The 24951-nt window shown below is 70.9% G+C and carries 21 protein-coding genes; 10 read left to right on the top strand and 11 right to left on the bottom strand.

Annotated elements, in window-relative coordinates:
- Nucleotides 1-259 precede the first annotated feature (259 nt).
- Entirely contained in the window at nt 260-835 is a 576-nt protein-coding gene (locus ACIBG4_RS27070; RefSeq protein ID WP_397204198.1) for a TetR-like C-terminal domain-containing protein, read from the bottom strand.
- Between the two features lie 67 nt (nt 836-902).
- Here ACIBG4_RS27070 and ACIBG4_RS27065 point away from each other — a divergent pair, with 67 nt between their 5' ends.
- The 3 genes from ACIBG4_RS27065 (at nt 903) to ACIBG4_RS27055 (ending at nt 3154) form a co-directional block, all read left to right on the top strand.
- Nucleotides 903-2231 carry an alpha/beta hydrolase gene (locus ACIBG4_RS27065; RefSeq protein ID WP_397204197.1) on the top strand — a complete coding sequence of 443 codons (1329 nt, stop codon included), beginning with the start codon at nt 903-905 and terminating at the stop codon, nt 2229-2231.
- Nucleotides 2232-2333: 102 nt separating this feature from the next.
- Nucleotides 2334-2804, top strand: a complete 471-nt coding sequence (locus tag ACIBG4_RS27060; protein WP_310707398.1) for a hypothetical protein — start codon at nt 2334-2336, stop codon at nt 2802-2804.
- Nucleotides 2801-3154 (top strand): hypothetical protein, encoded by a 354-nt coding sequence (locus ACIBG4_RS27055; RefSeq protein ID WP_310707399.1) that lies wholly within the window; start codon nt 2801-2803, stop codon nt 3152-3154. The genes ACIBG4_RS27060 and ACIBG4_RS27055 overlap by 4 nt, the downstream gene beginning before the upstream one ends.
- Before the next feature lie 171 nt (nt 3155-3325).
- Here the strand turns inward: ACIBG4_RS27055 and corA are convergent, their stop codons facing one another.
- Nucleotides 3326-4429, bottom strand: coding sequence for a magnesium/cobalt transporter CorA (gene corA / locus ACIBG4_RS27050; RefSeq protein ID WP_310707400.1), 1104 nt, complete (start codon nt 4427-4429; stop codon nt 3326-3328).
- Nucleotides 4430-4764: 335 nt separating this feature from the next.
- Here corA and purD point away from each other — a divergent pair, with 335 nt between their 5' ends.
- The 4 genes from purD to ACIBG4_RS27030 all read left to right on the top strand — a co-directional run bounded on the left by purD (nt 4765) and on the right by ACIBG4_RS27030 (nt 9678).
- Nucleotides 4765-6003: a phosphoribosylamine--glycine ligase gene (gene purD, locus ACIBG4_RS27045; protein WP_397204196.1), complete on the top strand. Its 1239-nt coding sequence runs from the start codon at nt 4765-4767 to the stop codon at nt 6001-6003.
- On the top strand, nt 6003-6839 hold the full coding sequence (locus ACIBG4_RS27040) for a phosphoribosylaminoimidazolesuccinocarboxamide synthase (protein ID WP_397204195.1): 837 nt from the start codon (nt 6003-6005) through the stop codon (nt 6837-6839). Before purD ends, ACIBG4_RS27040 begins: the two co-directional genes overlap by 1 nt.
- Nucleotides 6840-6921: 82 nt before the next feature.
- Nucleotides 6922-8187, top strand: a complete 1266-nt coding sequence (gene murA, locus ACIBG4_RS27035; protein ID WP_310707403.1) for a UDP-N-acetylglucosamine 1-carboxyvinyltransferase — start codon at nt 6922-6924, stop codon at nt 8185-8187.
- Nucleotides 8188-8388: 201 nt separating this feature from the next.
- Nucleotides 8389-9678, top strand: a complete 1290-nt coding sequence (locus ACIBG4_RS27030) for a GTP cyclohydrolase IIa (RefSeq protein ID WP_310707404.1) — start codon at nt 8389-8391, stop codon at nt 9676-9678.
- Nucleotides 9679-10129: 451 nt separating this feature from the next.
- Here the strand turns inward: ACIBG4_RS27030 and ACIBG4_RS27025 are convergent, their stop codons facing one another.
- Together ACIBG4_RS27025 and ACIBG4_RS27020 are read right to left on the bottom strand one after the other, a co-directional pair.
- Nucleotides 10130-10954: a patatin-like phospholipase family protein gene (locus ACIBG4_RS27025; RefSeq protein ID WP_397204194.1), complete on the bottom strand. Its 825-nt coding sequence runs from the start codon at nt 10952-10954 to the stop codon at nt 10130-10132.
- A 110-nt stretch (nt 10955-11064) separates the two neighbouring features.
- On the bottom strand, nt 11065-11523 hold the full coding sequence (locus ACIBG4_RS27020) for a rhodanese-like domain-containing protein (protein ID WP_397204193.1): 459 nt from the start codon (nt 11521-11523) through the stop codon (nt 11065-11067).
- A 229-nt stretch (nt 11524-11752) separates the two neighbouring features.
- Between ACIBG4_RS27020 and ACIBG4_RS27015 the strand changes: the two genes are divergently transcribed.
- The gene (locus ACIBG4_RS27015) at nt 11753-12733 is read left to right on the top strand and encodes an EamA family transporter (protein WP_397204192.1); all 981 of its coding nucleotides are present in this window, start codon (nt 11753-11755) and stop codon (nt 12731-12733) included.
- 37 nt (nt 12734-12770) lie between these two features.
- On the opposite strand, the gene hisC is transcribed toward ACIBG4_RS27015, so the two are convergent.
- The 6 genes from hisC to ACIBG4_RS26985 form a co-directional block, all read right to left on the bottom strand.
- Complete coding sequence (gene hisC / locus ACIBG4_RS27010) at nt 12771-13835, bottom strand: histidinol-phosphate transaminase (protein WP_310707408.1); 1065 nt, start codon at nt 13833-13835, stop codon at nt 12771-12773.
- Nucleotides 13836-13860: 25 nt separating this feature from the next.
- Entirely contained in the window at nt 13861-14526 is a 666-nt protein-coding gene (locus ACIBG4_RS27005; protein ID WP_397204191.1) for an NUDIX hydrolase, read from the bottom strand.
- A 54-nt stretch (nt 14527-14580) separates the two neighbouring features.
- Complete coding sequence (locus tag ACIBG4_RS27000) at nt 14581-16389, bottom strand: DUF4434 domain-containing protein (protein ID WP_397204190.1); 1809 nt, start codon at nt 16387-16389, stop codon at nt 14581-14583.
- A 43-nt stretch (nt 16390-16432) separates the two neighbouring features.
- Entirely contained in the window at nt 16433-17521 is a 1089-nt protein-coding gene (locus tag ACIBG4_RS26995; protein ID WP_310707534.1) for a glycosyltransferase, read from the bottom strand.
- Between the two features lie 19 nt (nt 17522-17540).
- Nucleotides 17541-18788 (bottom strand): nucleotide sugar dehydrogenase, encoded by a 1248-nt coding sequence (locus ACIBG4_RS26990; RefSeq protein ID WP_397204189.1) that lies wholly within the window; start codon nt 18786-18788, stop codon nt 17541-17543.
- Nucleotides 18789-18924: 136 nt separating this feature from the next.
- Nucleotides 18925-20592 (bottom strand): glycosyltransferase family 4 protein, encoded by a 1668-nt coding sequence (locus ACIBG4_RS26985; protein WP_397204188.1) that lies wholly within the window; start codon nt 20590-20592, stop codon nt 18925-18927.
- Nucleotides 20593-20648: 56 nt separating this feature from the next.
- Between ACIBG4_RS26985 and wecB the strand changes: the two genes are divergently transcribed.
- Together wecB and ACIBG4_RS26975 are read left to right on the top strand one after the other, a co-directional pair.
- Nucleotides 20649-21779 carry a non-hydrolyzing UDP-N-acetylglucosamine 2-epimerase gene (wecB, locus tag ACIBG4_RS26980; RefSeq protein ID WP_310707412.1) on the top strand — a complete coding sequence of 377 codons (1131 nt, stop codon included), beginning with the start codon at nt 20649-20651 and terminating at the stop codon, nt 21777-21779.
- 94 nt (nt 21780-21873) lie between these two features.
- Entirely contained in the window at nt 21874-23910 is a 2037-nt protein-coding gene (locus tag ACIBG4_RS26975; protein WP_397204187.1) for a glycosyltransferase, read from the top strand.
- 77 nt (nt 23911-23987) lie between these two features.
- Here the strand turns inward: ACIBG4_RS26975 and ACIBG4_RS26970 are convergent, their stop codons facing one another.
- Nucleotides 23988-24632 (bottom strand): hypothetical protein, encoded by a 645-nt coding sequence (locus ACIBG4_RS26970; RefSeq protein ID WP_310707414.1) that lies wholly within the window; start codon nt 24630-24632, stop codon nt 23988-23990.
- Between the last annotated feature and the right edge of the window lie 319 nt (nt 24633-24951).

Below are 24951 nucleotides of genomic sequence, written 5' to 3'. Positions count from 1 at the left end.
CGTGCCGATCATGAAGGACAGTGCGATGTCGTAGTCAGGCTCACTCACGGGCGGCGGTATCGGCCGCGGCCAGCAGGAGGGACCGGGCGTCAGAAGGTCCCGAACCGGGGAGACGCGAGGGCCGGCGAGGCACAATCGTGATCGGAGCCTTGCTCGAGGGCGTGGCGGCACGGCCGAATCCGCCAGTGCCCAGTGCCACGACGACGGCCGCCGCGGCGGAGGGACAGTTGAGGGCGCTGCGTGGGCTGACGCTGCGGAGTCAAGCCGCCCAGCCACGCAGCGCGGCGGGAATCGTGGAGCGGAACGTGGTCTCGGCCGTGGCGGTGTCGAGGGCGCCGGCCAGTTCGAGAGTCACCAGCCCGTGCAGGGTCACCCAGAGTGAGAGCGCGATGGAGGTCGCGTCGCCCGAGAGCACGGAGGCCGACAGAGCGCGGTCTATCGCCTCGATGAGCGGCCTGACGGGATCTGCGGCACCCACGTCGCCGGACGGTTCGAAGCTCTGCACGCCGCCGAACAACACCGTGTACAGGTGGCGGTGCTCGCGTCCCCACCGCCGGTACGCGACCGCGAGCGCGTAGAGGTCGGCAAGGGGGTCTTCGGAGGTCGGTGCCGCCGACAGGTCCTCGAACAGCCCGGCGACCGCCCTGTTACGCACTTCGGCGATCAGCCCGTCCTTGCCGCCGAACAGCGAGTAGACCGCGGCGGTCGCGGTCCCGGCGGCGGCGGCCAGGGCGCGGATGGTGATCGACTCCCGTGGCCGGGTCGCGAACATCTCGGTCGCGGACTCGATGAGGCGGTCCTTCACCGTGTCGTCGTTCGTTCTCGGCCTTCCCACGACGACCAGCCTAGCCGAGCTGCTACGGTATCCAAACATCGTTTTGAAACAGCGTTTGGAAAAAACTATGCCTCTTCCCGTTCCCGTCCGCCTCACCGGCCGCCTGATCCTCGGCGTGCTCGCCGTCGTGATGCTGGCCGGGCTGTTCCTCGCCCTCATCGTTCTGACGGACGGCGCGCGCTCCGGGCTCGCCGCCTGGCTGGCGGCCTTCGGCGCCGGAGTCGTCGCCGCGCTGTGGCGAGGCCGCGGCCGTACCTGGCCAGGCCGGCTGTGGCCCTTCGCGCCGGTGGTCGCCGCCGCTGCGCTCACGGCGTTGATCTGTGTCCCCACCGCCCCCACGACCCGGCAGTATCCGCCCGACCTGCCATTCGTCGCGACGAGACACTGGAGCCTGAGCACGGGAAGCCGGGTCGCGGTCTACCACTATCCCCCCGCCGCCGGCGCCCCCCGCCGTCCCACGCCGCTCGTGTACCTCCACGGAGGGCCCGTCCGCTCCATCTCCGTGCTCGACCACCGATTCCTGCGACTCCTGGCCGGACGGGGCTACGACGTGTACGCCTACGAGCAGCCCGGCGGCGGACGGAGCGACCTGCTGCCCATGGAGCAGTACACGATCTCCAGGTCCGTACGCGACCTCTCCGCCTTCATCGATCACCTGGACAAGGGTCCGGTCGACGTCCTCGGATTCTCCGCGGGTGGGGTCGTGCTCACCCGGGCCCTGGCCACCCCGGACGTCGCCGTCGGCGTGCACCGGGCGATCATCGCCGAGCCCGGCCCCATGGACGGCCCCACCGCGCTGATCAGCGGGCAAAAGGGACGACCGTCCGCGCGCGGCCTCGCACCGACCCCGAGCGGACCGCGGGCGACGCGCGTCCCCCGGTACGCCGTCGCGCTCGGCCTCATCCAACTCGGGCTCCTCCCAGCCGACACCGGTCTGATCACGCAGGCCGAAGGCGTCAACGTTTTCAAGCCCGCCGATCTCGGCGGCGACACCGCCTCCGCCTACTGCGCGCGGGACGCCGGCCGCATCCCTGTCGAGGACACCGCGGAGAACTTCTCCTTCAACGTCGCCGCGAGCCTCCGCATCATGCAAACGATCAAGGGCTCGCCCTCCATCGCCTCCGAGCTGAAACGCTCCCGCACACCAGCGATGCTGATGATCGCCGAATGCTCCTCACAGGTGCGTCAATGGGCGACCGCCGTCCTCGCCGCCGACCCCGCCATCGAGCGAACCCAATACATGCCCGGTGTCGGACACCACATGTGGAACGGTCTCGACGACAACAACGAGCGCGCCGCCGCCGTCATCACGGCGTTCCTCCAGGGCGAGCCGTCGCCTCAGCGGAACTACCCGACCCCCGCCGACATCTCCGCCTTCCTCCGCGACCACAGGTGAGGTCCGCAACGGACGTGGATCGGCGTTCGTGCGGCCACATCACGTCCACGGCGAGTTTCACAACGTCCGACATCAGAACGTGTTCTGACTTAGCATGATGGGGTGAGCACCAGCCAAGCCGACTCAGTGACCTTCTCCGACCTCTCCCGCAACCCCCGAGCCGTCGCTCAACGCGCAGTCCGCCTGGGCCGCGTACGCGTCACCCATCGTGACGCCCCGGACTTCTACTTGACCGCCGCGGACCGCGAGGAGCGGCGCGAGGAGACCCTGACAACGGCATCCCGGCTGTTCCTCGCGCTGCTCAAGCACGATCCGACAGCCCGCATGCTGGTCATCGCCATGCCAGAGGTCTTTCCATGGGTTCGCCACCTCACCTCCGACGAGCTCCGCGCATTCACTCTCGAACTGGTCGAGGCCCTGTCCGATGCCGTCGAACTCGACGTGGATGCCACTACACAGGAGGTCATCGCCGGCTGGCGCGCCACCGCTCGGATCAAGGCCGATCCCGCGCACTATGCCGAGGCCCGCAAGGCGACGAGCGGTGACTACGGGCCGGTAGAGATTTCGGCATGAGCCCGAAACGAGGGGATCGGGTCACGGTGCCGCCCTCTGGCGACGAGTGGGATCTACGGTTCGGCGACAGTGACGCCGTCACAGGGTGGGAAGAACTGTGCCGTCACGCCCTGACCAATACACGCCGATGCTTCGAGGCGCTACGCGCCGACCCGCGCTCTCGCGCGAATCATGAGCGGCAGCATCGTCTGCGCGGCGATATGGCGACACATCGTCACAATGGCAAGAACCTGGAGCAGTGGGAGTTCGAGGTCACCAACGGCGGGCGCGTTCGCTATGTCATAGACGACGCCGCCCGCACTGTTTGGGTGATCTACGCATCCCCCCGACATCCGAAGGATACCGATTGATCAATGTCTGAAGCGGTGCCACGACAAACAGCCGGTTCCATCGGCAAGGACTGGGGGTGTGGGGGCCGGTAGGCCCCCACCTGGGGCGTAGCCCCCGGTGGGGCGTCCGAGCGGAGCGAGGGCCATGCCTTGAGGGCCCCCGTCAGCGAGGGCCTTGCCGAGAGGGTCCCTTCAGAGCCAGCCGTTGCGGCGGAAGCCGCGGTGGAGGAGGACGCAGGCGGTGATCATGATGGCCAGGACCGCCGGGTAGCCCCAGACCTGCTTGGTCTCGGGCATGAAGTCGAAGTTCATGCCGTAGATGCCGGCGATCATCGTGGGGACGGCCAGGATGGCGACCCAGGAGGAGATCTTGCGCATGTCCTCGTTGGCGAGGGCGTTCGAGCGGGCCAGGGCGGCCTGGAGGATGGAGCTGCACAGCTCGTTCGAGGACTCGACCTGCTCGCAGACGCGGGACAGGTGGTCGCCGACGTCGCGGAAGTACTCGCGCATCTCCGAGGGGATGACGCGCCGCTGGGGCAGCGCCGCCAGCGGGTGCTGCAGCGGCGTGACCGCGCGCTTGAGCTCCAGCATCTCCCGCTTGAGCTGGTAGATGCGGTTGATGTCGCGGGAGCTGACGTCGGCGAAGACCGTGGCCTCGACCTCCTCCAGCTCCATCTGCATGAGGTCGGCCACCTGGAGGTAGCGGTCGACGACGTGGTCGGAGATGGCGTGCAGCACGCCGGCCGGGCCGCGGGTGATGAGCTCGGGACGCTCTTCGAGGCGCTCGCGCACCTCGGTGAGGGGGCAGTGCTCGCCGTGCCGTACGGTCACCACGAAGTCGGCGCCCAGGAACACCATGATCTCGCCCGTCGCGATGATCTCGCTGGTGGCGGTCAGCTCGTCGTGGTCGAGGTACGCGATCGTCTTGAGCACCATGAACAGGGAGTCGCCGTAGCGCTCGACCTTGGGACGCTGGTGGGCCTTGACTGCGTCCTCGACGGCCAGCGGGTGCAGCCCGAACACCCCGGCCAGCCACTCGACCTCGGGCGCCTCGGGCTCGTGCAGGCCGACCCAGAGGAAGGCGCTGGGCTTGGCGGCGCCGGCGTTGTGCTCGCGGACGAGGCGCAGCGACTCCGGGATGCCGACGGCCCCGGTCTTCTTGCCGTCGATGTAGGCGCCGTACTCGACGATGGAGTGGGGCACACGGACCTCAGGCAGCAGCTTGGAGTGCTGGCGCTGGGAGTGCGGCTGAACCGGGTGACGGTTGATGCGACGGAAAAGCGTGGACGAGCGCATGGCAGTCCCTTTCCGCCCGACCTGGCACGCTCCACGCGCGACGAAAAGTCACCTCAATCAACACAAATGCGTGGAGGCACGATCAGGCTGCCGGATTGGAGTGGTCGGGGGTATTGATGGTGTACGTGAACGAGCACGTACTGCTGGGATCACCAGGATTCATCCCGGACCACCTCCAATCACACGAGACGCACATAGCCGCCCCAAGCTACCACAGGCGGTGAGAACCAAGCCGACGATACCCGCATGGCGGCCCGGCCATCAGGGATGTTCCCCATACGGCCTCCGGCCCACGTGGATGCGGGGCGGACGGCGGTAGCTGCGAGAATGGGCGCGTGCGCGTTCTAGTCATCGGATCCGGCGGGCGTGAGCACGCCCTGTGCCGCTCACTCAAACTCGACCCCCAGGTCACCGACCTCCACTGCGCCCCGGGCAATCCGGGCATCGAGGAGGTCGCCACCCTGCACGCCGTCACCCCCACCGACCCGGAGCAGGTGGCCGCCCTGGCCACCCGGCTCGGCGCCGACCTCGTGGTCGTGGGTCCCGAGGCACCGCTGGTGGCCGGGGTGGGCGACGCCGTGCGCGCCGCCGGGATCCCGTGCTTCGGGCCGTCCGGGGACGCCGCGATGATCGAGGGCTCCAAGTCGTTCGCCAAGGACGTCATGGCCGCCGCCGGCGTTCCCACGGCGCGGGCCCGTACGTGCTCGACGCCCGAGGAGGCGGCCGCGGCGCTCGACGAGTTCGGGGCGCCGTACGTGGTGAAGGACGACGGGCTGGCCGCCGGCAAGGGCGTGGTCGTGACGGGCGACCGCGACCACGCGCTGGAGCACGCGCGGGCCTGCGAGCGGGTGGTGGTCGAGGAGTTCCTCGACGGGCCGGAGGTGTCACTGTTCGCGCTGTGCGACGGCACGACCGCGGTGGCGTTGCAGCCCGCCCAGGACTTCAAGCGCGCCTACGACGGCGACCAGGGCCCCAACACCGGCGGCATGGGCGCCTACACGCCGCTGCCGTGGGCGCCCGAGGGGCTGACCGAGCAGGTGATGCGCGAGGTCGTCCACCCGACGATCGGCGAGCTGGCCCGGCGCGGCCTGCCGTACCAGGGCGTGCTGTACGTCGGCCTGGCGCTGACCGCCAAGGGCCCGAAGGTCGTGGAGTTCAACGCGCGCTTCGGCGACCCGGAGGCGCAGGTGCTGCTCGACCGGCTGGAGACGCCGCTCGGCGCGCTGCTGCTGGCCTGCGCGACCGGCACGCTGACCGAGCACGCCCCGCCCGCCTTCCGCGAGGGGTCCGCGGTGACCGTGGTGGTCGCGGCCGAGGGTTACCCGGAGGCGCCGGTCAAGGGCGACCCGATCAAGGGGCTGGAGCCCACGGACGACGCGTACGTGATCCACGCGGGCACCCGGCGGGTGGACGGCGAGGTCGTCTCCGACGGCGGGCGCGTGCTCAGCGTCGTCGGCACCGGGCCCGACCAGCGCACCGCGCGGCGCCACGCCTACGACCTGGTGGCCCGCATCGAGCTACGCGGCTCCTTCCACCGTACGGACATCGCCGGCTCGGGCATGGAGGACGCGTGATGAGGCATCTGCACTCGGGCAAGGTTCGCGACCTGTACGAGGCTCCCGACGGGCTGCTCCTCATGGTCGCCTCGGACCGGATCTCGGCCTTCGACCACGTGCTGGAGCCCGGCATCCCGGACAAGGGCGCCGTGCTCACCCAGCTCTCGCTGTGGTGGTTCGAGCAGCTCGCGGACGTGATCCCCAACCACATCGCCGCTCCCGGCCCCGACGCGCGCAGCGTGCTGTGCCGGCCGCTGCGGATGGTCCCGGTCGAGTGCGTGGCCCGGGGCTACCTCGCGGGCGGCGGGCTGGCCGACTACCGGCGCGACGGGGCGGTGTCGGGCGTGCGGCTGCCCGAGGGCCTGGAGGACGGCTCCCGGCTGCCCGAGCCGATCTTCACGCCGTCGACCAAGGCGCCGATGGGCGAGCACGACGAGCCGATCTCGTACGAGCAGGTCGTCGAGCAGGTCGGCGAGGAGACGGCAGCGGAGCTGCGCCGCATCACGCTGGCCGTCTACACGCGCGGCGCGGAGATCGCGCGGGAGCGCGGCATCATCCTGGCCGACACCAAGATCGAGCTGGGCTGGGACTCCGACGGCGTGCTCACGCTCGGGGACGAGGTGCTCACCCCCGACTCGTCGCGTTTCTGGCCGGCCGACGGATGGACGCCCGGGCGTGCGCAGCCGTCATTCGATAAGCAATTTGTCCGCGATTGGCTAATGTCGCCCGAATCAGGATGGGACAAATCCTCGGGCAACCCGCCGCCGCCTCTTCCGGACAAGGTGGTCGAGCAGACGAGGCAGCGCTACCTGGAGGCGTACGAACGCATCACCGGCAGTTCCTTTAACAGGTGATTCGGCTGGGGCAGGTGGTGCGAGCGGCTACTGTTGGCCCGATCCCCCGCCCCCACCGATGACTTCCGAGGAGCCGCCGGAAATGGTCCGTTACCGCGTGCGCGGTGGCAACGCCCTGCGTGGAACCGCCTTCATCCAGGGCGCGAAGAACGCCGTGCTGCCCATGATCGGCGCCGCTCTTCTCGTGCCGCAGGGCCGCACGGTCCTGCGCAACGTGCCGATCATCGAGGACGTGCGCCGGGCCGTCGAGCTGGCCGAGGCCGTGGGCGCCCATGTGGAGCTGCACGAGGCGGAGCGGACGCTGGTCATCGACGCCTCCAGGCTCGACAAGGCCGTGCTGCCGGCCCGGATCGCCCGGCGCTTCCGCGGCTCCGTCCTGTTCACGCCCGCGCTGCTGCACCGGCTGGGCGAGGCCATCGTCGAGGGCGTCGGCGGCTGCAACCTGGGCAGCCGCAACCTCGACTTCCACTACCTCGGCTACAAGCGCCTCGGCGCGGTCGTGGACGAGGGCGAGACCGTCATCCACGTGAAGGCGTCGGGCCTGACGGGCGCCACCCTCTACCTCGACACGCCCTCCCACACCGGCACCGAGAACCTCATCATGGCCGCCGCCCTGGCCAAGGGCACCACCGTGATCGAGAACGCCGCGCTGGAGCCCGAGGTCCTCGACGTCATCGACATGCTGACCAAGATGGGCGCCCGCATCAGCGGCGGCGGCACCGGCTTCATCACCGTCGAGGGCGTCGAGGAGCTGCACGCCGTCGAGCACACCGTGATGCCCGACCGGCTCGACGCGGGCGTGTTCGCCATGGCCGCGGCCATCACCGGCGGCGAGCTGAGCCTCGTCGGCACCGGCCTCGACCTGGGCGTGGTCCGCTACAAGCTGGAGCAGATGGGGGTCGACTTCGCCCGGCAGGGCGCGGTGCTGAAGGTGCGCTGCGACCGGCCGCTGCGCCCGATCAACATCATCACCGACACCTACCCCGGCTTCGCCACCGACCTCCAGTCGCCCATGATGACGGTCGCGGCGCTGGCCGACGGCACCAGCTACATCCACGAGCGCATCTTCGACGGCCGCTTCGCGCTGGCCGGCGAGCTGAACAAGATGGGCGCCGACGTGGAGGTCGACGGCAGCCGGGCGATCGTGCGGGGGGCGACCCCGCTGACGGGCGCGCGGGTGACCGCTCACGACCTTCGCTCGGGCATCGCGCTGGTGCTCGCGGGACTGGCGGCCGAGGGCGAGACCCTCATCGAGTCGGGATACCTCATCGACCGTGGCCACGCGCATCTCGCCGACCGAATGCGGGCACTCGGAGCGGACATTACACGAGAGATTTCTGAAGGTTGAAAATGGCCGGGAAATCCTCTCTGAGCTGCTAGAACTTCTTCCCACGCGGCCAAGCTGAACGACTTTCCGGAAAAGTCGGGCGTGACATTACGGCCCTCGCGAGCGATCGTTCCAAAAGAGAGCACTGCAACTTACGGCAGGATGGGACGAACATTGGTCGAGAGGGCCGAAGAAACAACTCGAGTGTCGCGCCCGGGCGCCATGACACCGGACCTCACCATTGGCGTGGTCGGGCCCCACGATCTGGTCGAGCGCGTCATGTTGATGGGGCACGCCGCCGCGCCTCTGCCCTGTCGCCTCGTGGCCGCCGCGTACCGCGATGAGCAGGAGGCGCCCGACAAGGTGACACGGCTCGGTCCCGGCGTGGACGCGTGCCTGTTCGCCAGCCCGGTCCCCTATGACCTGGCCAGGCGTTCGGGTGTGCTGACGATGCCGGCGACGTACGTGCAGCTCGGCGGCGCTGCCCTGGTGGCGGCGCTGGCCAAGGCGGCACTGGATCCGCGCATCGAGCCGCAGCGGGTGAGCATCGACGTGGTGTCACGTGCGGACGTGGAGGAGGCGTACACCGATCTCGGCATACCCGCGTCCGACGTGCACAGCCGCGACGAGCCGGGAGCGACCGGCACGATCGCGGCCTACCACGAGCGCCTGAACCGGCAGGGGGCCACGACGGGGGCGCTGACGTGCCTGCCGGCGGTGGCCGACCGCCTGCAGACGGCGGGCGTGCCCGCCATCAGGATCAGGCCCACGTCGGCGGCCGTGCGCAGCGCGCTGCACACGGCGGCGCTGCTCGGCGCCCACCACCGGCTGGAGGAGTCACAGCTCACGGTGGTGCTGGTGGAGGTGCCGACGCTGCGCGAGCCCGTACGCCGGGCCGCGCCGCGTTACTGGCGCGACGAGCTGCGGCTGTCCCTGCACCGGTTACTGGTGCAGGAGGCGAACCGCATCAACGCCACGGTGTGGCCGATCGACGATCACAGCTACCTGGTCACGGCGACCCGGGGCTCGATCACGGCGGCCACGGACGGGTTCAGGGTGCTGCCGTTCGCCGCCAGGATCCGCGAGGAGCTGGGGCTGGCCGTCGAGGTGGGGGTGGGCATGGGCCGCACCGCGCACGACGCGGAGGCGCACGCGCGGGCCGCGCTGGCGCGCACCCAGGCGGGCAAGCAGGCCCAGGGGTTCGCGGTGGACAGGGAGGGCCGAGCGCTGATCCCGGCCCCGCGGATGCCGCCCACGGGCGCCGGCACGCTCAAGCCCAAGGGCGTCGAGGTGCTGGCCCGCCTGGCGGCCAAGCTGGAGGGCGGGGACACGGTCGTGGACGCGGAGGGCGCCGGCAAGATGCTGGGCGTCACGCCGCGTACGGCTCGGCGGTTGCTGCGCACGCTGGTTGACGAGGGACTCGCGTGGCCGCTTCCGCCGAACCGCACGCCGCAGCCGGGGCGTCCGCGCCAGCTCTACCGGCTCATCGTGGAGAAGCTGGGGCCGCGCTGATCACACCCCGCTGATCACAGCCCGCTGATCACACAGGGCCCGCCGTTCTCCTTCCCCTTCCAGGACGGCGGGCCCGCCCTTTTGCCATCCTTCACGGCACAGCCGACCTGCCCCCACCCGCCGCACGGGGCCGAGGGCCTCCAGGGAGACGGCCGCTGACCGGATGGTGGCGGGCCGCCGTCACGGCGTCCTCTGGGCCATGCCTTCCCGGAAAACCACGGGCCATGCCTTCCCGGAAAACCGCGGGCCACGCCTGCCGAGGGACGAGTCAGACAGAACCGGACTTTGCCCCCTCATGGGGATGCTCCAGGATTTTCGGGAGCCTGGTTGCGAGGTTCTTGGTTGACCGTTGCAGATCGGGGTATGTTCTGGGAGCCCCCGATCGACGGGATTCGGACGGGGGCGCCAACATTTCCTGGCCCCCCCAGGGGCCGCACCGGTTTGGACCGGTTCATCCCCACAGTTCGGCGATGCGGGCCGCCAGAGCGGCGCCCTGGGCGTATCCAGCCTCGGCGGCGGGGCCTCGCACCTCGGGAGCCAGGGGGTCGGCGCCGAATGCCGCCAGTGACGCCTCGTCAGGTCCGACCACCTCGACCTTGCCGCCCGTGGCCTCGAAACCTTCGACCGGCTCCGGCATCGGCGCGATGACGAGGATCCGGTCGTGGCCGGAAGCGAGGTCGGCGTTGGCGGCCGAGCGCACGCCGCCGTCGATGTACCGTACGCCGTCGATGGTCACCGGCGGCCAGACACCCGGGATCGCGCAGCTCGCCGCGACCGCGTCGACCAGCTCCACACCCGAGCCGGGGCCGAACAGGGCGGTCTCCCCTGTGAGCGCCTCCACCGCCACGATGACGAGGTCGCGTTCCGGCCAGGTGTGGACGGGCAGGCGGCCCTCGATCACCCGGCGGCGTTCGGCCTCCGGGACCGTGTCCGCGGCCAGGGCCATCGCGCCGAACCCGCGCAGCCGCTCCACCCGGTCCCTGGAGCTCTCGTAGATCTCCTGCATGACGGCCCAGAGCTGGTCCATCTCCACGCCACTCCTGAGCTCGGGGGCTTGGAGGGCGGGGTTCGTCTGGCGTTCGAGGAGCTCGGGCATCGAAAGACCGCTGGTGATCTGGGCGGCTACTGCGGAACCGGCCGAGGTGCCGATGATCTTGTCGGCGGTGGCGGGAACGTCCACTCCGTTGGCGGCCAGGGCTGCCAGGACGCCGGTGGCCCAGGCGATTCCGGCCACGCCTCCGCCACCCAGCACCAATGCCCGCTTGAGCTCGCTCATGACGTTCCTCACCCATCCGAAGAAGGCGGCGATATCTGACAGCTGTCCACTATGACACCGTCATCCGCCGTCGAAGACGGTGGCGTCGCGGGCGCCTCCCGGTTCGGAGGTCAGCACGCGCAGGCGATGCCCGTGACCGGGGCCGTGAGGGCGTCCACGGGGCGCCGGGCGACTCCTGAGGCGGTCTCCACCGGGAAGCCCTCCCTGGCCCAGTACTCGAAGCCGCCGATCATCTCCTTGACCGGGTGGCCGAGCTTGGCCATCTCCAGCGCGGCCCGCGTCGCGCCGTTGCACCCGGGGCCCCAGCAGTAGGTCACGACCGTGGCGCCCGCGGGGATCACCTCCGCGGCCCGCGCGGCGATCTCCGCGGTGGGCAGGTGGACGGCGCCCTGGATGTGGCCCTGCTCCCAGCTCTCCCGGCTGCGGGAGTCGACGACGACGATGCCGGGCACGGCGGCGGCCAGATCGGCGGCCACGTCCGAGACGTCGGTCTCGAAGGCGAGGCGGCCGGCGAAGTGGGCGAGCGCCGCGGCGTTGGCGGCGGGCGGTACGGCGGTGACGGCGGACATGGTGCGTGGACTCCCATCGTCGGGCGGATGCGTCGCCGGGGCGGACGCATCCGATGCATCGGATGCGCGGAGCCGGCTCCCGGCCAGGGGTCCGGCTTCAGCGGAATCCTCGCAACGAACGGGTGTCCCGCGACAGTGGCGGACAGGTCCGCGACCGATGAGATCCCGCCAGTTGATTGTCCGATATCTGCGGGTTTTCTGTCGGTGCCGGCCGCTATCGTCATGACCCATGAACGAGAACACACCTGACCGCCGGGCTCCCCTCCTCATCTGGGGTGCGCTCGGCATCGTCTACGTGGTGTGGGGCTCGACCTACCTCGGCATCGCCGTGGCCGTCGAGTCCATCCCGCCCATGCTCAGCGGCGCGATGCGGTTCCTCGTCGCCGCGCTGCTCCTCGGCGGGATCGTCCTGGCCAGGTCGGGGACCGGGGCGTTCCGGATGACCCGGCGGGAGTTCCTGGGTGCGGCCGGTGTCGGGCTGCTGCTGCTCACGCTGGGCAACGGCATGCTGGCCGTCTCGGAGCAGTACATCAGCAGCGGCCTGGCCGCGCTCCTCGTGGCGTCGGTGCCCCTGTGGCTGGTCGTGTTCAGGTTCGTGGTGCGGGACCGGCCGAAGACGCTGACGCTCGCCGGCGTCCTGGTGGGGTTCGCCGGGGTGGCGGCGCTCTCGCTCACCGGCGGGCAGGCGGGCAGCACGACCGGGATCGTGATCGTCCTGGTGGGCTCGCTGTCGTGGTCGGTGGGATCGTTCCTGTCGAGCCGCATCGCGATGCCGGCCAACGCCTTCGCCGCGAGCGCCGTCGAGATGCTGGCGGGCGGCGCCGGGCTCCTGCTGCTCGGCGTCGCGACGGGCGAGCGGCTGGACGTCTCGGCGGTCACCGGGAGGTCGTGGCTGGCGCTGGTCTACCTGGTGCTGGTGGGGTCGCTGGTCGGCTTCACGGCGTTCTCGTGGCTGCTCGGCAACGCGCCCATCTCACTCGTGTCGACCTACGCGTACGTGAACCCGGTGGTGGCCGTGGTCCTGGGCGCCCTCGTGCTGAGCGAGCAGGTGACGGTCCAGATCATCGCGGGCGGCCTGGTGATCCTGGTGGGGGTCGCGCTGGTCATCTCGACCGAACGCAGGGGCCGCCGGACGGAGCACGTGGAGACCACGCCGCGCGAGGACGCCGTACGGGACGCCCGGCAGCCCGCCGAGGCCCCGCACGACTGACGAGTCCGAAGAGTGGACGGCCCCGGCCAGGGAGGGATCAGAGCCGGGTGTGGAAGGCCGCCGCCGCCTTCAGGAAGGCGTCGTTGGCCTCCGGGTCGCCGATCGAGACCCGCGCCCCCTCGCCCCCGAACGGCCGCACGGCGACGCCCTCCACCGCGCACGCGGCGGCGAAGTCGAGCGTGTGCTCGCCCAGGCGCAGCCAGACGAAGTTGGCCTCCGTGGGCGGCACGGTCCAGCCCTGGGCGATGAGCGCCTCCCGGACCCGGGTGCGCTCCTTGACCACCCGGTCCACCCGCTCCAGCAGCTCGTCCTCCGCCCGCAGGGAGGCGACCGCCGCGACCTGCGCCAGGTGGTTGACCGCGAACGGCACCATCGTCTTGCGCACCGCGTCGGCGACCGGCTCGTGCCCGATCAGGTAGCCGACCCGCAACCCCGCCAGGCCGTACGCCTTGGAGAACGTGCGCAGCACGCAGACGTTGGGCCGGTCGCGGTAGAGGGTCAGGCCGTCGGGGACGTCCTCGTCACGGACGTACTCGCGGTATGCCTCGTCGAGCACCACCAGCACGTCGCCGGGCACCCGGTCGAGGAACGCCGCCAGCTCGGCGCGGCGGATCGCGGTGCCGGTCGGGTTGTTGGGGTTGCAGACGAACACCATGCGGGTCCGCTCGGTGATGGCCTCGGCCATGGCGTCGAGGTCATGGTCCTCCCCGGCCAGCGGCACCCGTACGGAGGTGGCGCCGGACAGGTCGGCCAGCAGGGGGTACGCCTCGAAGGAGCGCCAGGCGTAGACCACCTCGGCGCCCGGCTCGCCCACGGTCTCGAAGAGCTGCTGCGCCACGGTGACGGACCCCGCGCCGAGCGCCACGTGCCCCGTGGGGACGTCGTACCGCTCCGCGATGGCCTCGGTGAGGGCGACGGCGGCCGGGTCGGGGTAGCGGTGGACCTGGCGGGCGCCGGCGGCGATGGCCTCGACCACGGACGGCAGCGGGTCGTAGGGCGACTCGTTGGAGGACAGCTTGTACGACCGTCCGTCGGCGGTGGCCACGGCCTTGCCCGGCCGGTAGGGCGGCATGGTGTCGAGAATGGGGCGGAAACGAGGCATGCCCTCACTCTAACGACGTCCGTGCCTACTCCTTCAGGGAGCGCAGCATGGGCGGATGGAGCAGCTCGGCGGGGCCGCGCCGGTAGAGCTTGGCGGGGCGGCCGCCGTCACGCGTCGTCGACGCGCCCGTCTCCACGAGGAAGCCCTCGGCCTTGGTCACCTTGCGGTGGAAGTTGCGCGGATCGAGGGTGCGCCCCCAGACGATCTCGTAGACCCGGCGCAGGTCGGCCACGGTGAACTCCGGCGGGCAGAAGGCCGCCCCGAGCGAGGTGTACTCCAGCTTGGCGCGGGCCCGCTCGATGCCGTCGAGCATGATGCGCCGGTGGTCGAAGGCCATCACGGCCAGCTCGGTGGCCGGCCGCCAGCTCATGTGGGCCTTCTCCGAGGCCGGCAGGTCGGGGGCCAGGCCGAGGTAGGCGACGCTGACGACGCGCTGGCGCGGGTCGCGGTCGGGGTAGCCGTAGGTCTGGAGCTGCTCCAGGTGGACGGGCGCGCCCGGCAGGCCGGCCCGTTCGGCCAGGATGCGCTGGGCCGCGGCCGGCAGGTCCTCGTCGAGCTGGACGAACCCGCCCGGCAGGGACCAGCGGCGCAGGAACGGCGGGTTGTCGCGCCGCCACACCAGGGCGCACAGCTCCTGGCAGCGCACGGTCAGCACGACCAGGTCGACGCTGACCGGGACGCTCGGGACCATGGCCTGCACGTTACACGCCCCCGCCCGGCCGCGTGACGGCATGACGGGCGGACGTCACGAGGTGATGCGGACGTGCAGGCGTTCGCTGGTCTCCTGGCCCGACGGCAGCTTGACCCCGACCCGGACCCACGCCCCCGACGGCACCTGCGCCCAGTCGAACGGCACCCATGCCGTCTGCATGCCCTCGGGCAGCTCCTCCAGCGGGTCGTCGTCCAGCCAGCCGACGGCGGCCACGTCCAGGTCCCGGGCTCCGCTCTCCCACTCCACGGTGACGGTGCCGCCCTTGAGGTTGTAGCCGCGCACCTCGATGCCGTCCTGCACGTCGCGCCCGCGCCGGATCGCGTCGACGGCGATCGGCCGGGCCCAGTCCTTCATGACCTCGCTCTCCAGGGACGGCGAGCCGCAGGTCATGAAGTCGCTCCACATGTAGGAGACGATCTTCTGGACGTACCGGCCGGCCATGGTGACCGCCTGGTCGAGCCGCTTCTTGTCGGTCTTGCCGCGCGAGCCCTGCGCCGCGCACGGCTCCTCGCCGGAGGGCTCGAACGCCTCGACGTTGGCCCACAGGTCCACGTCGCGGCCGCCCTTGACCAGCTCCTCGCGGACGAGCGCCATCTCGCGGTAGTAGTCGCGGGTGGAGCCGTGGTACGCCGTGCCGTACGTGCTCTCGCCGACGACGGGCCGCAGCCGCTCGTCGACCTCCTGGTCGCGCTCGTCCGGCCAGAACAGGCCGACCTTGCCGGTGCCGCGGCTGTCCTGCGGCGCGATGATGCCGACGCCCGTCAGGGCCAGCGCCTTGAAGGCCGCGGCCACCTGCTTGGGCGTCTGGCCGAAGGGGACCCGCTTGCGGGCGTCCAGGTACGGGCTGATGAGGATGGGCTTGCCCGGCAGCTCCTGCTGGACGATGTCGTGCTGGCCGGCGTACACCTGCAGGGTGGGGTTGCTGGCGAGGGTGGCGGCCATCTGCACCTCGAACGGCTGGTAGACGCCGCCGAGCGAGTCGCGGCCGGCGAAGCGGACGCCGTAGTCCTGCAGGATGCGGCGGGTCAGCGTGGTCAGCGTGTCGATGTGCTCGGGGTTGGCCCTCGTCTGGTTGTCCCGCTGGCGCGGCGCCAGCGGCAGCGCGGGGAAGATCCGGATGCCGAACTGGTCGCCGAGGTCCAGCAGCGTGGTCAGGCTGTCCTTGACCTCGCCGTCGCCCTTCCTGGTCGCGCCGGCGACGATGATCAGGTCGTACGGCCGGGGCTTGGTGAAGTCGCAGGTGGCGTCGTCGGAGCCGTCCATGGGGGCCAGCAGGCGGTAGTAGACGCGCTTGGCCGACATGACCCGGTGCTCCATCGTGGCGCAGCGGAACAGGTCGTCGCCGAACGCCTCGTCGGTCCGGTAGACGTAGGTGCGGGCCACCCGGTTGCCGGCGCCGGCCTTCTTCAGGTCGCGCTCGGCCGCGTCGTGGCAGGACAGCCCGTCCTCCTCGCAGTCCCTGTAGAGGGTGTCGAGCTCGCCGTCCTTGTCGAGGACGCGGCCCTCGTCGTCCACCGCGCGGTACTGCAGGCCGTACCCGATCCTGATGACCGTGTCGCCGCCGACGTTGTGGATCTCCTGGAGCTGCTTGCGCCAGGTGCACGGGTTGGAGGTGGGCGTCACCCAGTAGCCGGTGACCGCGTACGGGGCCTTCTCGCCGGTGTCGAACGTGCCGCAGGAGTCGGTGACCGCGCTGACCTGCGGCGTCGGGAAGGTGGCGGAGGGCGTCGGCACGGTCTGCCGGCTGACGGGCCTGGACGGCCGATCCGACGGGAGGACGACGACCACGGCCGCGACGGCCGCCAGGATCGCCGCGCCCACGAGCACGAAGAGCCAGCGCACGTTCAGGAACCTACCGCCCTCGGGATATACCGGATGTCAGCCGCTAGCGCAGGCCCGCGGCCCAGGCTTCGAGCTGGGCGACGAACCGCTTGGCCGAGTTGGGCCAGTGGTGGTTGGACCGGGCCGCCGCGTAGCCGCGCGCGCCCTGCGCCCGCCGCTCCCTGACGTCGTCCCGGAGGGTGAGGACGGCCCGCGCCACGGCCTTGGGGTCCTCCCAGGGGACCACGACGCCGCTCTCGTACCGCTCGACCAGCTCGACGGCGCGGGGCGAGGGCGTGGTGATGACGGGGATGCCGTGCGCCATGTACTCCATGATCTTGGTGGGCATGGAGTGCCGGTAGTTGGGCTCGTCGTGCAGCAGCGACAGGCCCGCCAGGGCACCGTCGAGCCGCTTGAGCGCCTCGTCGTTCGGCATGAAGTCGCGCCACTCCAGCAGGCCCTCGGTGACGGCCTGGTTGAGCAGCGGGCGGCTCTGCGGGTCGGCGTAGCCGATCAGCTCGACGGACACCCGGTACGGCTGGAGCAGCCGCGCCACCTCGATGGCCTCCATGACGCCGCGCGCCCTGGACAGCCAGCCGAGGTAGACGACCCGGTCGTCGCCCGGCGGCGTGACCGAGTCGGGCACCCACGTCTCGTTGGGCACGATGAGGTGGGCGTGCTTGAACCTGCCGGCGTAGGCGGTCTCGGCCAGCAGCAGGTGCATCCGGCGCTCGGCCATGCTCTCCAGCATGCGGGCGAGGAAGCGGGCCGGCGGGCGCAGCAACGACGGCAGCCACGGCTTGAGCGACAGCGTCGCCGGGGTGTCCTCGTGCACGTCCCACACCACGGGCGGGCTGTTGCGCACCCCCCAGACCGCGAACAGCAGCTCGGGGTCGTGGATGAGCACGAGGTCGACCTTGTCGCGCATCCGCTTGAACAGCCTGCGAGCCGCCCAGACGGCCGCGAGGCGCTTGCGCTGCGCGGCCCGGGGCAGGTCCACGCCGTTGACCCACGGCCGGGGCACGATGCCGTGCGCCGTGAAGGACGCCGCATACGTGACCTCATGACCGGCGTCCACGAGGGCGCGGATCTGCCGATGCAGGATCCGCGCGTCCTCGGGGTTATGCACCACCGTCATGACGAGCACGTGCACAGCGCGCAACCCTCCGTCGCTACAGCCGCTCGACGCGTTCACCCTCGGCGAGCACGCCGCGGGTGTCGAGAACGAGCCTGGCCTTCGCCTCGACCATGTCGAGGTCGAACGCGGCGTGCTGCTGGAGCAGCAGCGTCACGTCGGCGCCGACCACGGCCTCGGCCAGATCCTCTTCGCGCGGCACGGGTGTGCCGTCGACCGACCATTCCTTGACATACGGGTCCACAAACGTGAGATCGGCGCCCAGTTCCAGCAGCGCGCGGGCCACGGGGAGGGCAGGAGTCTCGCGTTCGTCGGCGATGTCCGGTTTGTAGGTGACGCCGAGCATAACCACTTTGGCGCCGTTCACGGGCTTCTTATGCCGGTTCAGCAGTCGCTGTACTCGTGCGACCACGTACGACGGCATCCGCTCGTTGATCTCCTGCGCCAGCTCGACGAACCGGAACGGGTACCCGAGCTTGCGCACGGTGTACGACAGGTACGACGGGTCGACGGGGATGCAGTGGCCGCCCACGCCGGGCCCGGGCAGGAACTTCTGGAAGCCGAACGGCTTGGTGGCCGCGGCCTCGATCGACTCCCACAGGTCGATGCCCAGCTCGTCGCAGAAGATCGCCATCTCGTTGACGAGGGCGATGTTGACGTGCCGGTAGGTGTTCTCCAGCAGCTTGGCCATCTCGGCCTCGCGGGTGCCGCTGACCGGCACGACCTGCTCGATGAAGCGGCCGTAGAACGAGGTCGCCCGGTCGCGGCAGGTGGGCGTGTAGCCGCCGACGACCTTCGGGGTGTTGCGCAGGCCGAACTTGGGGTTGCCCGGGTCGATGCGCTCGGGCGAGAACGCCAGGTGGAAGTCCTCGCCGGCGACCAGGCCGGAGGTCTCCAGCAGCGGGCGGGCCACCTCGTCGGTGGTGCCCGGCCAGGTGGTGGACTCCAGGACGACCAGCGTGCCCTTGCTCAGGTTGCGCGCGACGGTCCTGGTGGCGCCCTCGACCGCGGACAGGTCGGGGCGGTGGTCCTCGTCCAGCGGAGTCGGCACACAGATGACGATCGTGTTGCTCCTGGCCAGGACGGACTCGTCGAGCGTGGCGCTGAAACCGTTGGCCAGCATGTGCTCGAGGTCGGCGTCGGACAGGTCGTCGATGTAGGACCGTCCGGCGTTGAGCGCGTCGACCTTGGCGGGGTCGACGTCGACGCCGACGACCTTCAGTCCGGCGGCCACCGCCTCCTTGGCGAGCGGCATGCCGACGTACCCCAGGCCGATGACAGACAAGTCTATTTCTGTCACAGCAGTGCCTTGGAAAGACGGAAACAACACTTCATGGTCGCAAAGGTTATCTCAAGTCCACCTAGCTCACGCCTAATGCCGCTGAACCTGTCGTAACAGACAGGCAATCCGGAGGCCAGCATCAGGTGAGCGACCGGTAAAGGTCCCGGTAGGTCTCGGCCACGCGGCCCCAGGTCCGCTTGGCCGCGACCTCGGCGCGACCGGCCTCGCCCATCTCCGCGCGCCTGGCCGGATCGTCCCTGAGCCCGGCGATGGCCTTGGCCAGCTCCGCCGGGTCGCCAGGGGCCACGAGCATCCCCGCGCCCTCGGAGCCGACCAGCTCCGACAGCGCGGGCAGGTCGCTGAGGACGACGGGCTTGCCGAGGGCCATCGCCTCGACCGGCTTGAGCGGCGTCACGAGACGGCACACGCGCAGGTCCTCGCGCGGGCAGATGAAGATGTCGATGGCCTCCTGGGCCTGGAGCGCCTCGTCGGGCCCGACCCGGCCCGGCAGGACGGCACTGGTCAGCGAGAGCTCCTCGACGAGCTCCAGCAGGTTGGGGCGCTCGGCGCCGTCGCCGACGATGAGGACGCGCACCGGCGCGCCCTGGTCGCGCAGCAGCGCCGCGGCCCGCAGCAGGGTGGCGAAGCCCTCGTAGGCCACGATGCTCGACACCGAGCCGACCACGATCTCGTCGTCGCCGATGCCCATGCTCCTGCGGAAGGACGCGCCGTCGTAGTGGGTGCTCAGGAGCGAGTCGTCCACCGCGTTGGGGGCCAGGAAGATCCGCTCCCTCGGCACGCCGCGCTCGACGATCTCCGCGGCCATCGTCTCGGCCAGCGTGACGACGGCGTCGGCCTCGCGCATGAGGAACGCCTCACGCTCGCGCTGGAGCACGTGCCGCTCGCTGCCGACGCGGATCGGGTCGCGGGAGGCCCAGGTCTCCTCCAGGAAGCCGCGCACCTCGTAGACGTACGGGGTGCCGGTGCGGTCGCGGACGGCGTGGGCCACCGAGCCGTTGCGGTGGTCGGTGGCGGCGTGCAGGAGCTGCGGGCGCAGCTCCTTGACCAGGTCGGTGACCGCGTCGGCGCCGCGCACCATCCGGCCGCGCATCTCGAACGGCATGTCGCCGTGGCCGTCCGGCAGCAGCCGGTGGTACGGGATGCCGTCGATCTCCTCGTACGGCGTGGCGTCGGCGTGGCCCTGGAACATCGGCCAGCCCCAGCTCGTCACCACGTGCGGGTCGAGCCCCGCGGCCTGCTGGGCGGTGACGATGCGGTGGGTGCGGACGGTGTAGCCCGCCTGGGTGTACGGCAGGGCGTTGGTGACGCAGTGCAGCACCCGGCCCTCGACGCGCTCGCCGACGGACACCTTGGCGCCGGGCGGGATGGGGCCGGGGCTGATGGCGGCCAGCTCACCCCGGTAGTAGGCGGCCCGGCGCTTGACGAAGGGGTACTTGGTGTGGGCTTCGAGCACCTGCGCGGCCATGCTGACCCGGCCGGCGTTCCAGTGCTCCTTGGCCTCGTCCCACGGCGCCCTGATGACCCGCATGCCGAACTTGCGCACGGCCCGGCGGGCGCGGCGCGCGGCGGGCCAGGCCACCTTGCCGACGACGGGGCGAAGGCTCGGCGGAAGGGCTTCGGCGGCGGCCTGCGCGACCCGCACCGGGTCGGACTTGACCTTGGTGTAGACGACCCTGGAGACGAGGATCGGGTGCTGGACGAAGCCCTTCAGCAGCCCACCGACACCGGCACGCGCGGACTTGGCGGAAACCTTGGAGGAGTCTGGTCGACTGGCGTCGGATACCACGCGGTGACCGTACCATAGGCAGCGTTTTTTCCCTTCCGCACCGAAAGGCGAGGTCAATGAGGGAGAACCCCCTGGTCCTGCACGTCCTGGGCGCCCGGCCCAACTTCGTGAAAGCGGCCCCGGTGGTCAGAGCGCTCGGCGAGCTCGGCGTGCGGCAGGGCATCGTCCACACCGGTCAGCACTACGACGCGCTGATGTCCGACGTGTTCTTCGCCGACCTCGGGCTGCCCGAGCCGGTGGCCAACCTGGCCGTCGGCTCCGGCACCCACGCCAAGCAGACCGCGGCCCTGCTCGTCGGCCTGGAGGAGGTCGTGCTGGAGCACGCGCCGGACCTGGTCGTGGTCTACGGCGACGTCAACTCCACGCTGGCCGCGATCCTCGTCTGCGCCAAGCTCGGCGTCCGCACCGCGCACGTGGAGGCGGGGCTGCGCTCGTTCGACCGCGGGATGCCGGAGGAGGTCAACCGGATCGTCACCGACTCCCTGTCGGACCTGCTGTTCGCCACCTCCCCCGAGGCGCTGTCGTACCTGGCGGCCGAGGGCGTGCCGGCCTCGAAGCTGCACCTGGTGGGCAACCCCATGATCGACAGCCTGTTCGCGGCGCTGCCGTCGCTGGACCCGGCGCCCGTGGTGGCGCGACTGGGCGCGCCCGAGCGCTACGCGGTGGCGACGCTGCACCGGCCCGCCAACGTCGACACCCCGGAGGCGGCGGCCGAGCTGGTCTCGGCGGTGCTGGAGGTCTCGCGGCAGATCCCGATCATCGTGCCGATCCACCCCAGGGGGCGCACCCGGCTGGCGGAGGCCGGGCTCGTGGACGGCCCGTCGGTCCAGGTCGTGGACCCGCTCGGCTACGTGGACTTCCTCTCCCTCGTACGCGGGGCCGCGCTGGTGGTCACCGACTCGGGCGGCGTGCAGGAGGAGACCACCATGCTCGGCGTGCCGTGCCTGACCGTGCGGCCCAACACCGAGCGGCCGGTCACGATCACCCACGGCACCAACCGGCTGGTCACGCCGGCTCTGCTGCCGGCCGCCGCGGAGAAGGCGCTGGCCGACGGCGCCTCGACGCCGTCGGGAGAGCTGCCCCCGCTGTGGGACGGCGCCGCCGGGCCGCGCATCGCCCGGGTGATCTCGGCGTGGCTCAAGGGCGACAACCTCTCGCCGGCTTCCCAGGGCATCCGGTCGGAATAGCCCCTTTCGTACGGCTTTTGGCCGCTTCACCGGCGCGCTCCCCCACGCTCCGCGTACCATGACATCTCTCCGCTAGCGATAGGCGAGCATCCCCATGGCCGAAACTCCCGAAGAGCCTGCCTTCCAGCGGCTCGGCCCCGTCAACTGGCTCCCGGAAGAGCGCAAGGTCGTCGAGCGCTACGAGACCGAGCTGACGGAGCTGCGCCGGCGCCTGGAGATCGCCGAGGCCAGGGCCGCCTACGCCACGTGGAAGCTGGAGGCCACCCAGGCCAAGCGGACGTTCAAGCTGGGCGAGGCGATCGGGACCAAGCGGCCCGGCAAGGTGCTGGAGGCGGTCAGGTCCAAGGACCGCGCCCCCAAGCCGCCCGTCCCGGTCAGCGAGGCGATCGAGACCGCCAACCACCGGCCTCCGCTCGTCGACGTGCCCGCCGTCAAGTGGCCCTCCGGCCCCGTCAACCGGCCCGACCTGAAGGTCGCGGTCATCCTGGACGACTTCTCCCGGATGGCGTTCCGCTACGAGTGGGACCAGATCGAGTTCGGGCTCAAGGACTGGCCGGAGATCTTCGCCGAGAAGCGGCCCGACGTGCTGTTCTGCGAGTCGGCCTGGCACGGCAACCAGGGCCGCTGGCGCTACCAGATGACCGGCACCAACGCGCCCAAGGAGCCGCTGCGCGACCTCGTGGCCTGGTGCAGGGCGGAGGGCATCCCCACGGTCTTCTGGAACAAGGAGGACCCGCCCAACTTCGACTTCTTCATCGACACGGCCAAGCTGTTCGACTACGTCTTCACCTGCGACGGCGACATGGTGCCGAAGTACCGCGAGGTGCTCGGCCACGACCGGGTGGACGTCCTGCAGTTCGCCGCCCAGCCGCGCGTGCACAACCCCATCCAGCAGAAGGAGGGGCGGCTGCACGACGTGGTCTTCGCCGGCATGTACTTCCGCGACAAGCACCCCGAGCGGCGCGAGCAGATGGAGGTCGTGCTCGACCCGGTCCGCGAGCTGGGCCTGCACATCTTCGCCCGCAACGGCGAGGTGGACGAGAAGTACGCCTGGCCGGAGAAGTACCGTCCGCACATCGTCGGCGAGCTGCCCTACGACCGGATGCTCGCCGCGTACCGGATGTACAAGGTCTTCCTCAACGTCAACTCCGTGCTGGACTCGCCGACCATGTGCGCGCGCCGGGTCTTCGAGCTGTCGGCCTGCTCCACCCCGGTCGTCTCCGGCTGGTCACGGGCCATCGAGGAGACCTTCGGCGACCTGGTGCCCATCGCCCGCGAGCCGATCGAGTCGTACAACCAGGTGCTGCACCTGATCAACAGCCCCGAGCTGCGCGCCCGGATGGGGCACCTGGCCATGCGGGAGGTGTTCGACAAGCACCTGTTCTCGCACCGGGTGGACCAGATCCTGGGCTTCCTCGGCCGGCCGGTGCCGTCGCGGTCGCGCTCGATCTCGGTGGTGCTGCCGACCAACCGCGCCTCGCAGATCGAGCACGCCATCTCCTCGGTGGCCCGGCAGATCCACCGGCCGCTCCAGCTCGTCATGGTCCTGCACGGTCTCGACATCGACCCGGTCGTGGTGGCGGACAAGGCGCGCATGGCGGGCATCACGGACGTCGTGGTCCTGCCGGCGGCGCCCGAGCTGTCGCTCGGCGCCTGCATGAACCTCGGCATCGCCGCCGCCGAGGGCGAGCTGATCGCCAAGATGGACGACGACAACCTGTACGGCGAGCACTACCTGTCGGACCTGGTGCGCGCCTTCGACTACACCGACGCCGAGCTGACCGGCAAGGGCGCCCACTACTCCTACTTCGAGGGCAGCAACACCACCATGCTGCGCCTGCCCGGCCTGGAGCACCGCTACTCGTTCCTCGTGCAGGGCGGCACGTTCCTCGGCAAGGCGGACATGTTCCGCTCGTACGGCTTCGCCGACATCACGCGGGGCGAGGACACCCACCTCGTGCGGCGGCTGAAGGAGGACCGCGTCAAGATCTACTCGGCCGACCGGTTCAACTTCGTCTACTGGCGCAGCGCCGACGCGAGCATGCACACCTGGCAGGCCGACCACATCAAGCTGACCCGCAACGCCCAGTTCTCCTTCGTCGGCCGCCCGGACGACCACGTCCTCATCTGAAGCCCCAAGCCCGAAGCCCGAAGCCCGAAGCCGCGCGGCCGGCCCCGGCTGTGCGGTGGCGGGGGCCGGCGGGCGGCTCAGCCGTGCAGTTTCGCCAGACGTTCGTCGGCGAGCCGGCCGAGCTCGTACAGGCCCTCGCGTTTGACCTTGTGGCCCACCACGAGCAGGCTCATGACGGCCTTGCCCCGGCGGACCAGCACGGTGCCCACCTGGACGTCCTGGCCGCCGCCCGCGGCGGTGGTGAGGTAGGCGCGCGACTGGTCGCCGCGCCGCGGCATGGACAGCTCCCGCGTGCGGTAGGTCACCTTCGTGCCGTTGACGGCCGCCGTGTAGGAGGTGCACTGCTTCGGCAGCGGCGCCGGGAACCCGGGCGTGGGCATCGACACGATGGCCTCGGTGATCGAGCCCTTGTCGGAGGCGAACGCGACGACCGCGGCGGGGGCGCTCGCCACGGTCGGCTCGGTGGCGTCGAGCTGCGCCGCCTTGGCGCACTCCGGCCGGTCCGCGCTCGCGGCGCGGACCGCGGCCAGCCCCTTGCGGGTCGACTCCAGGGAGCCGAAGAACCCGGTCTCGGGCCCGTGGACCACCCGCATGCCCTGCGGCGGCGGCAGCAGGATGGCGCGGAGCCTGCCCGCCTCGGCGGTGGCGGCGGCGACCCGCGCCGGATTGGACCCGGACGCCCCGGCGCTCTCCCCCGCGGCGCATCCCGCCACGAGCGTCACGCCCGCGCATATCCCTGAGAACACCTTGAAGGTGGACTGACGATTCGACTCTCCCAGCATATTTCCGAACGCTAGAGGAAAGGGCTCGGGCGGGGCCGGGCAACAGCGCTATTCACGGAATCGCGCGGTTTCATGGCGGCCATATGCATTCACCCCCATTCCGGGGCGAGTTCCGGGCGACTTCCCGGGCGAGTTCCGGGCGAGTTCCGGGCGGGGGCGTCACCGTACGGTCGCCACCAGCGACGACCGGCGCCTCTTCCCCTCACCGGGCCGGAACGGGTGCACGCCCCGCAAAGCGGCAATTCACCGTGACAGGTCG

This window comes from Nonomuraea sp. NPDC050383, from assembly GCF_044459125.1.
Lineage (GTDB): Bacteria > Actinomycetota > Actinomycetes > Streptosporangiales > Streptosporangiaceae > Nonomuraea.
This window is presented reverse-complemented; position numbering and strand designations above follow the sequence as displayed.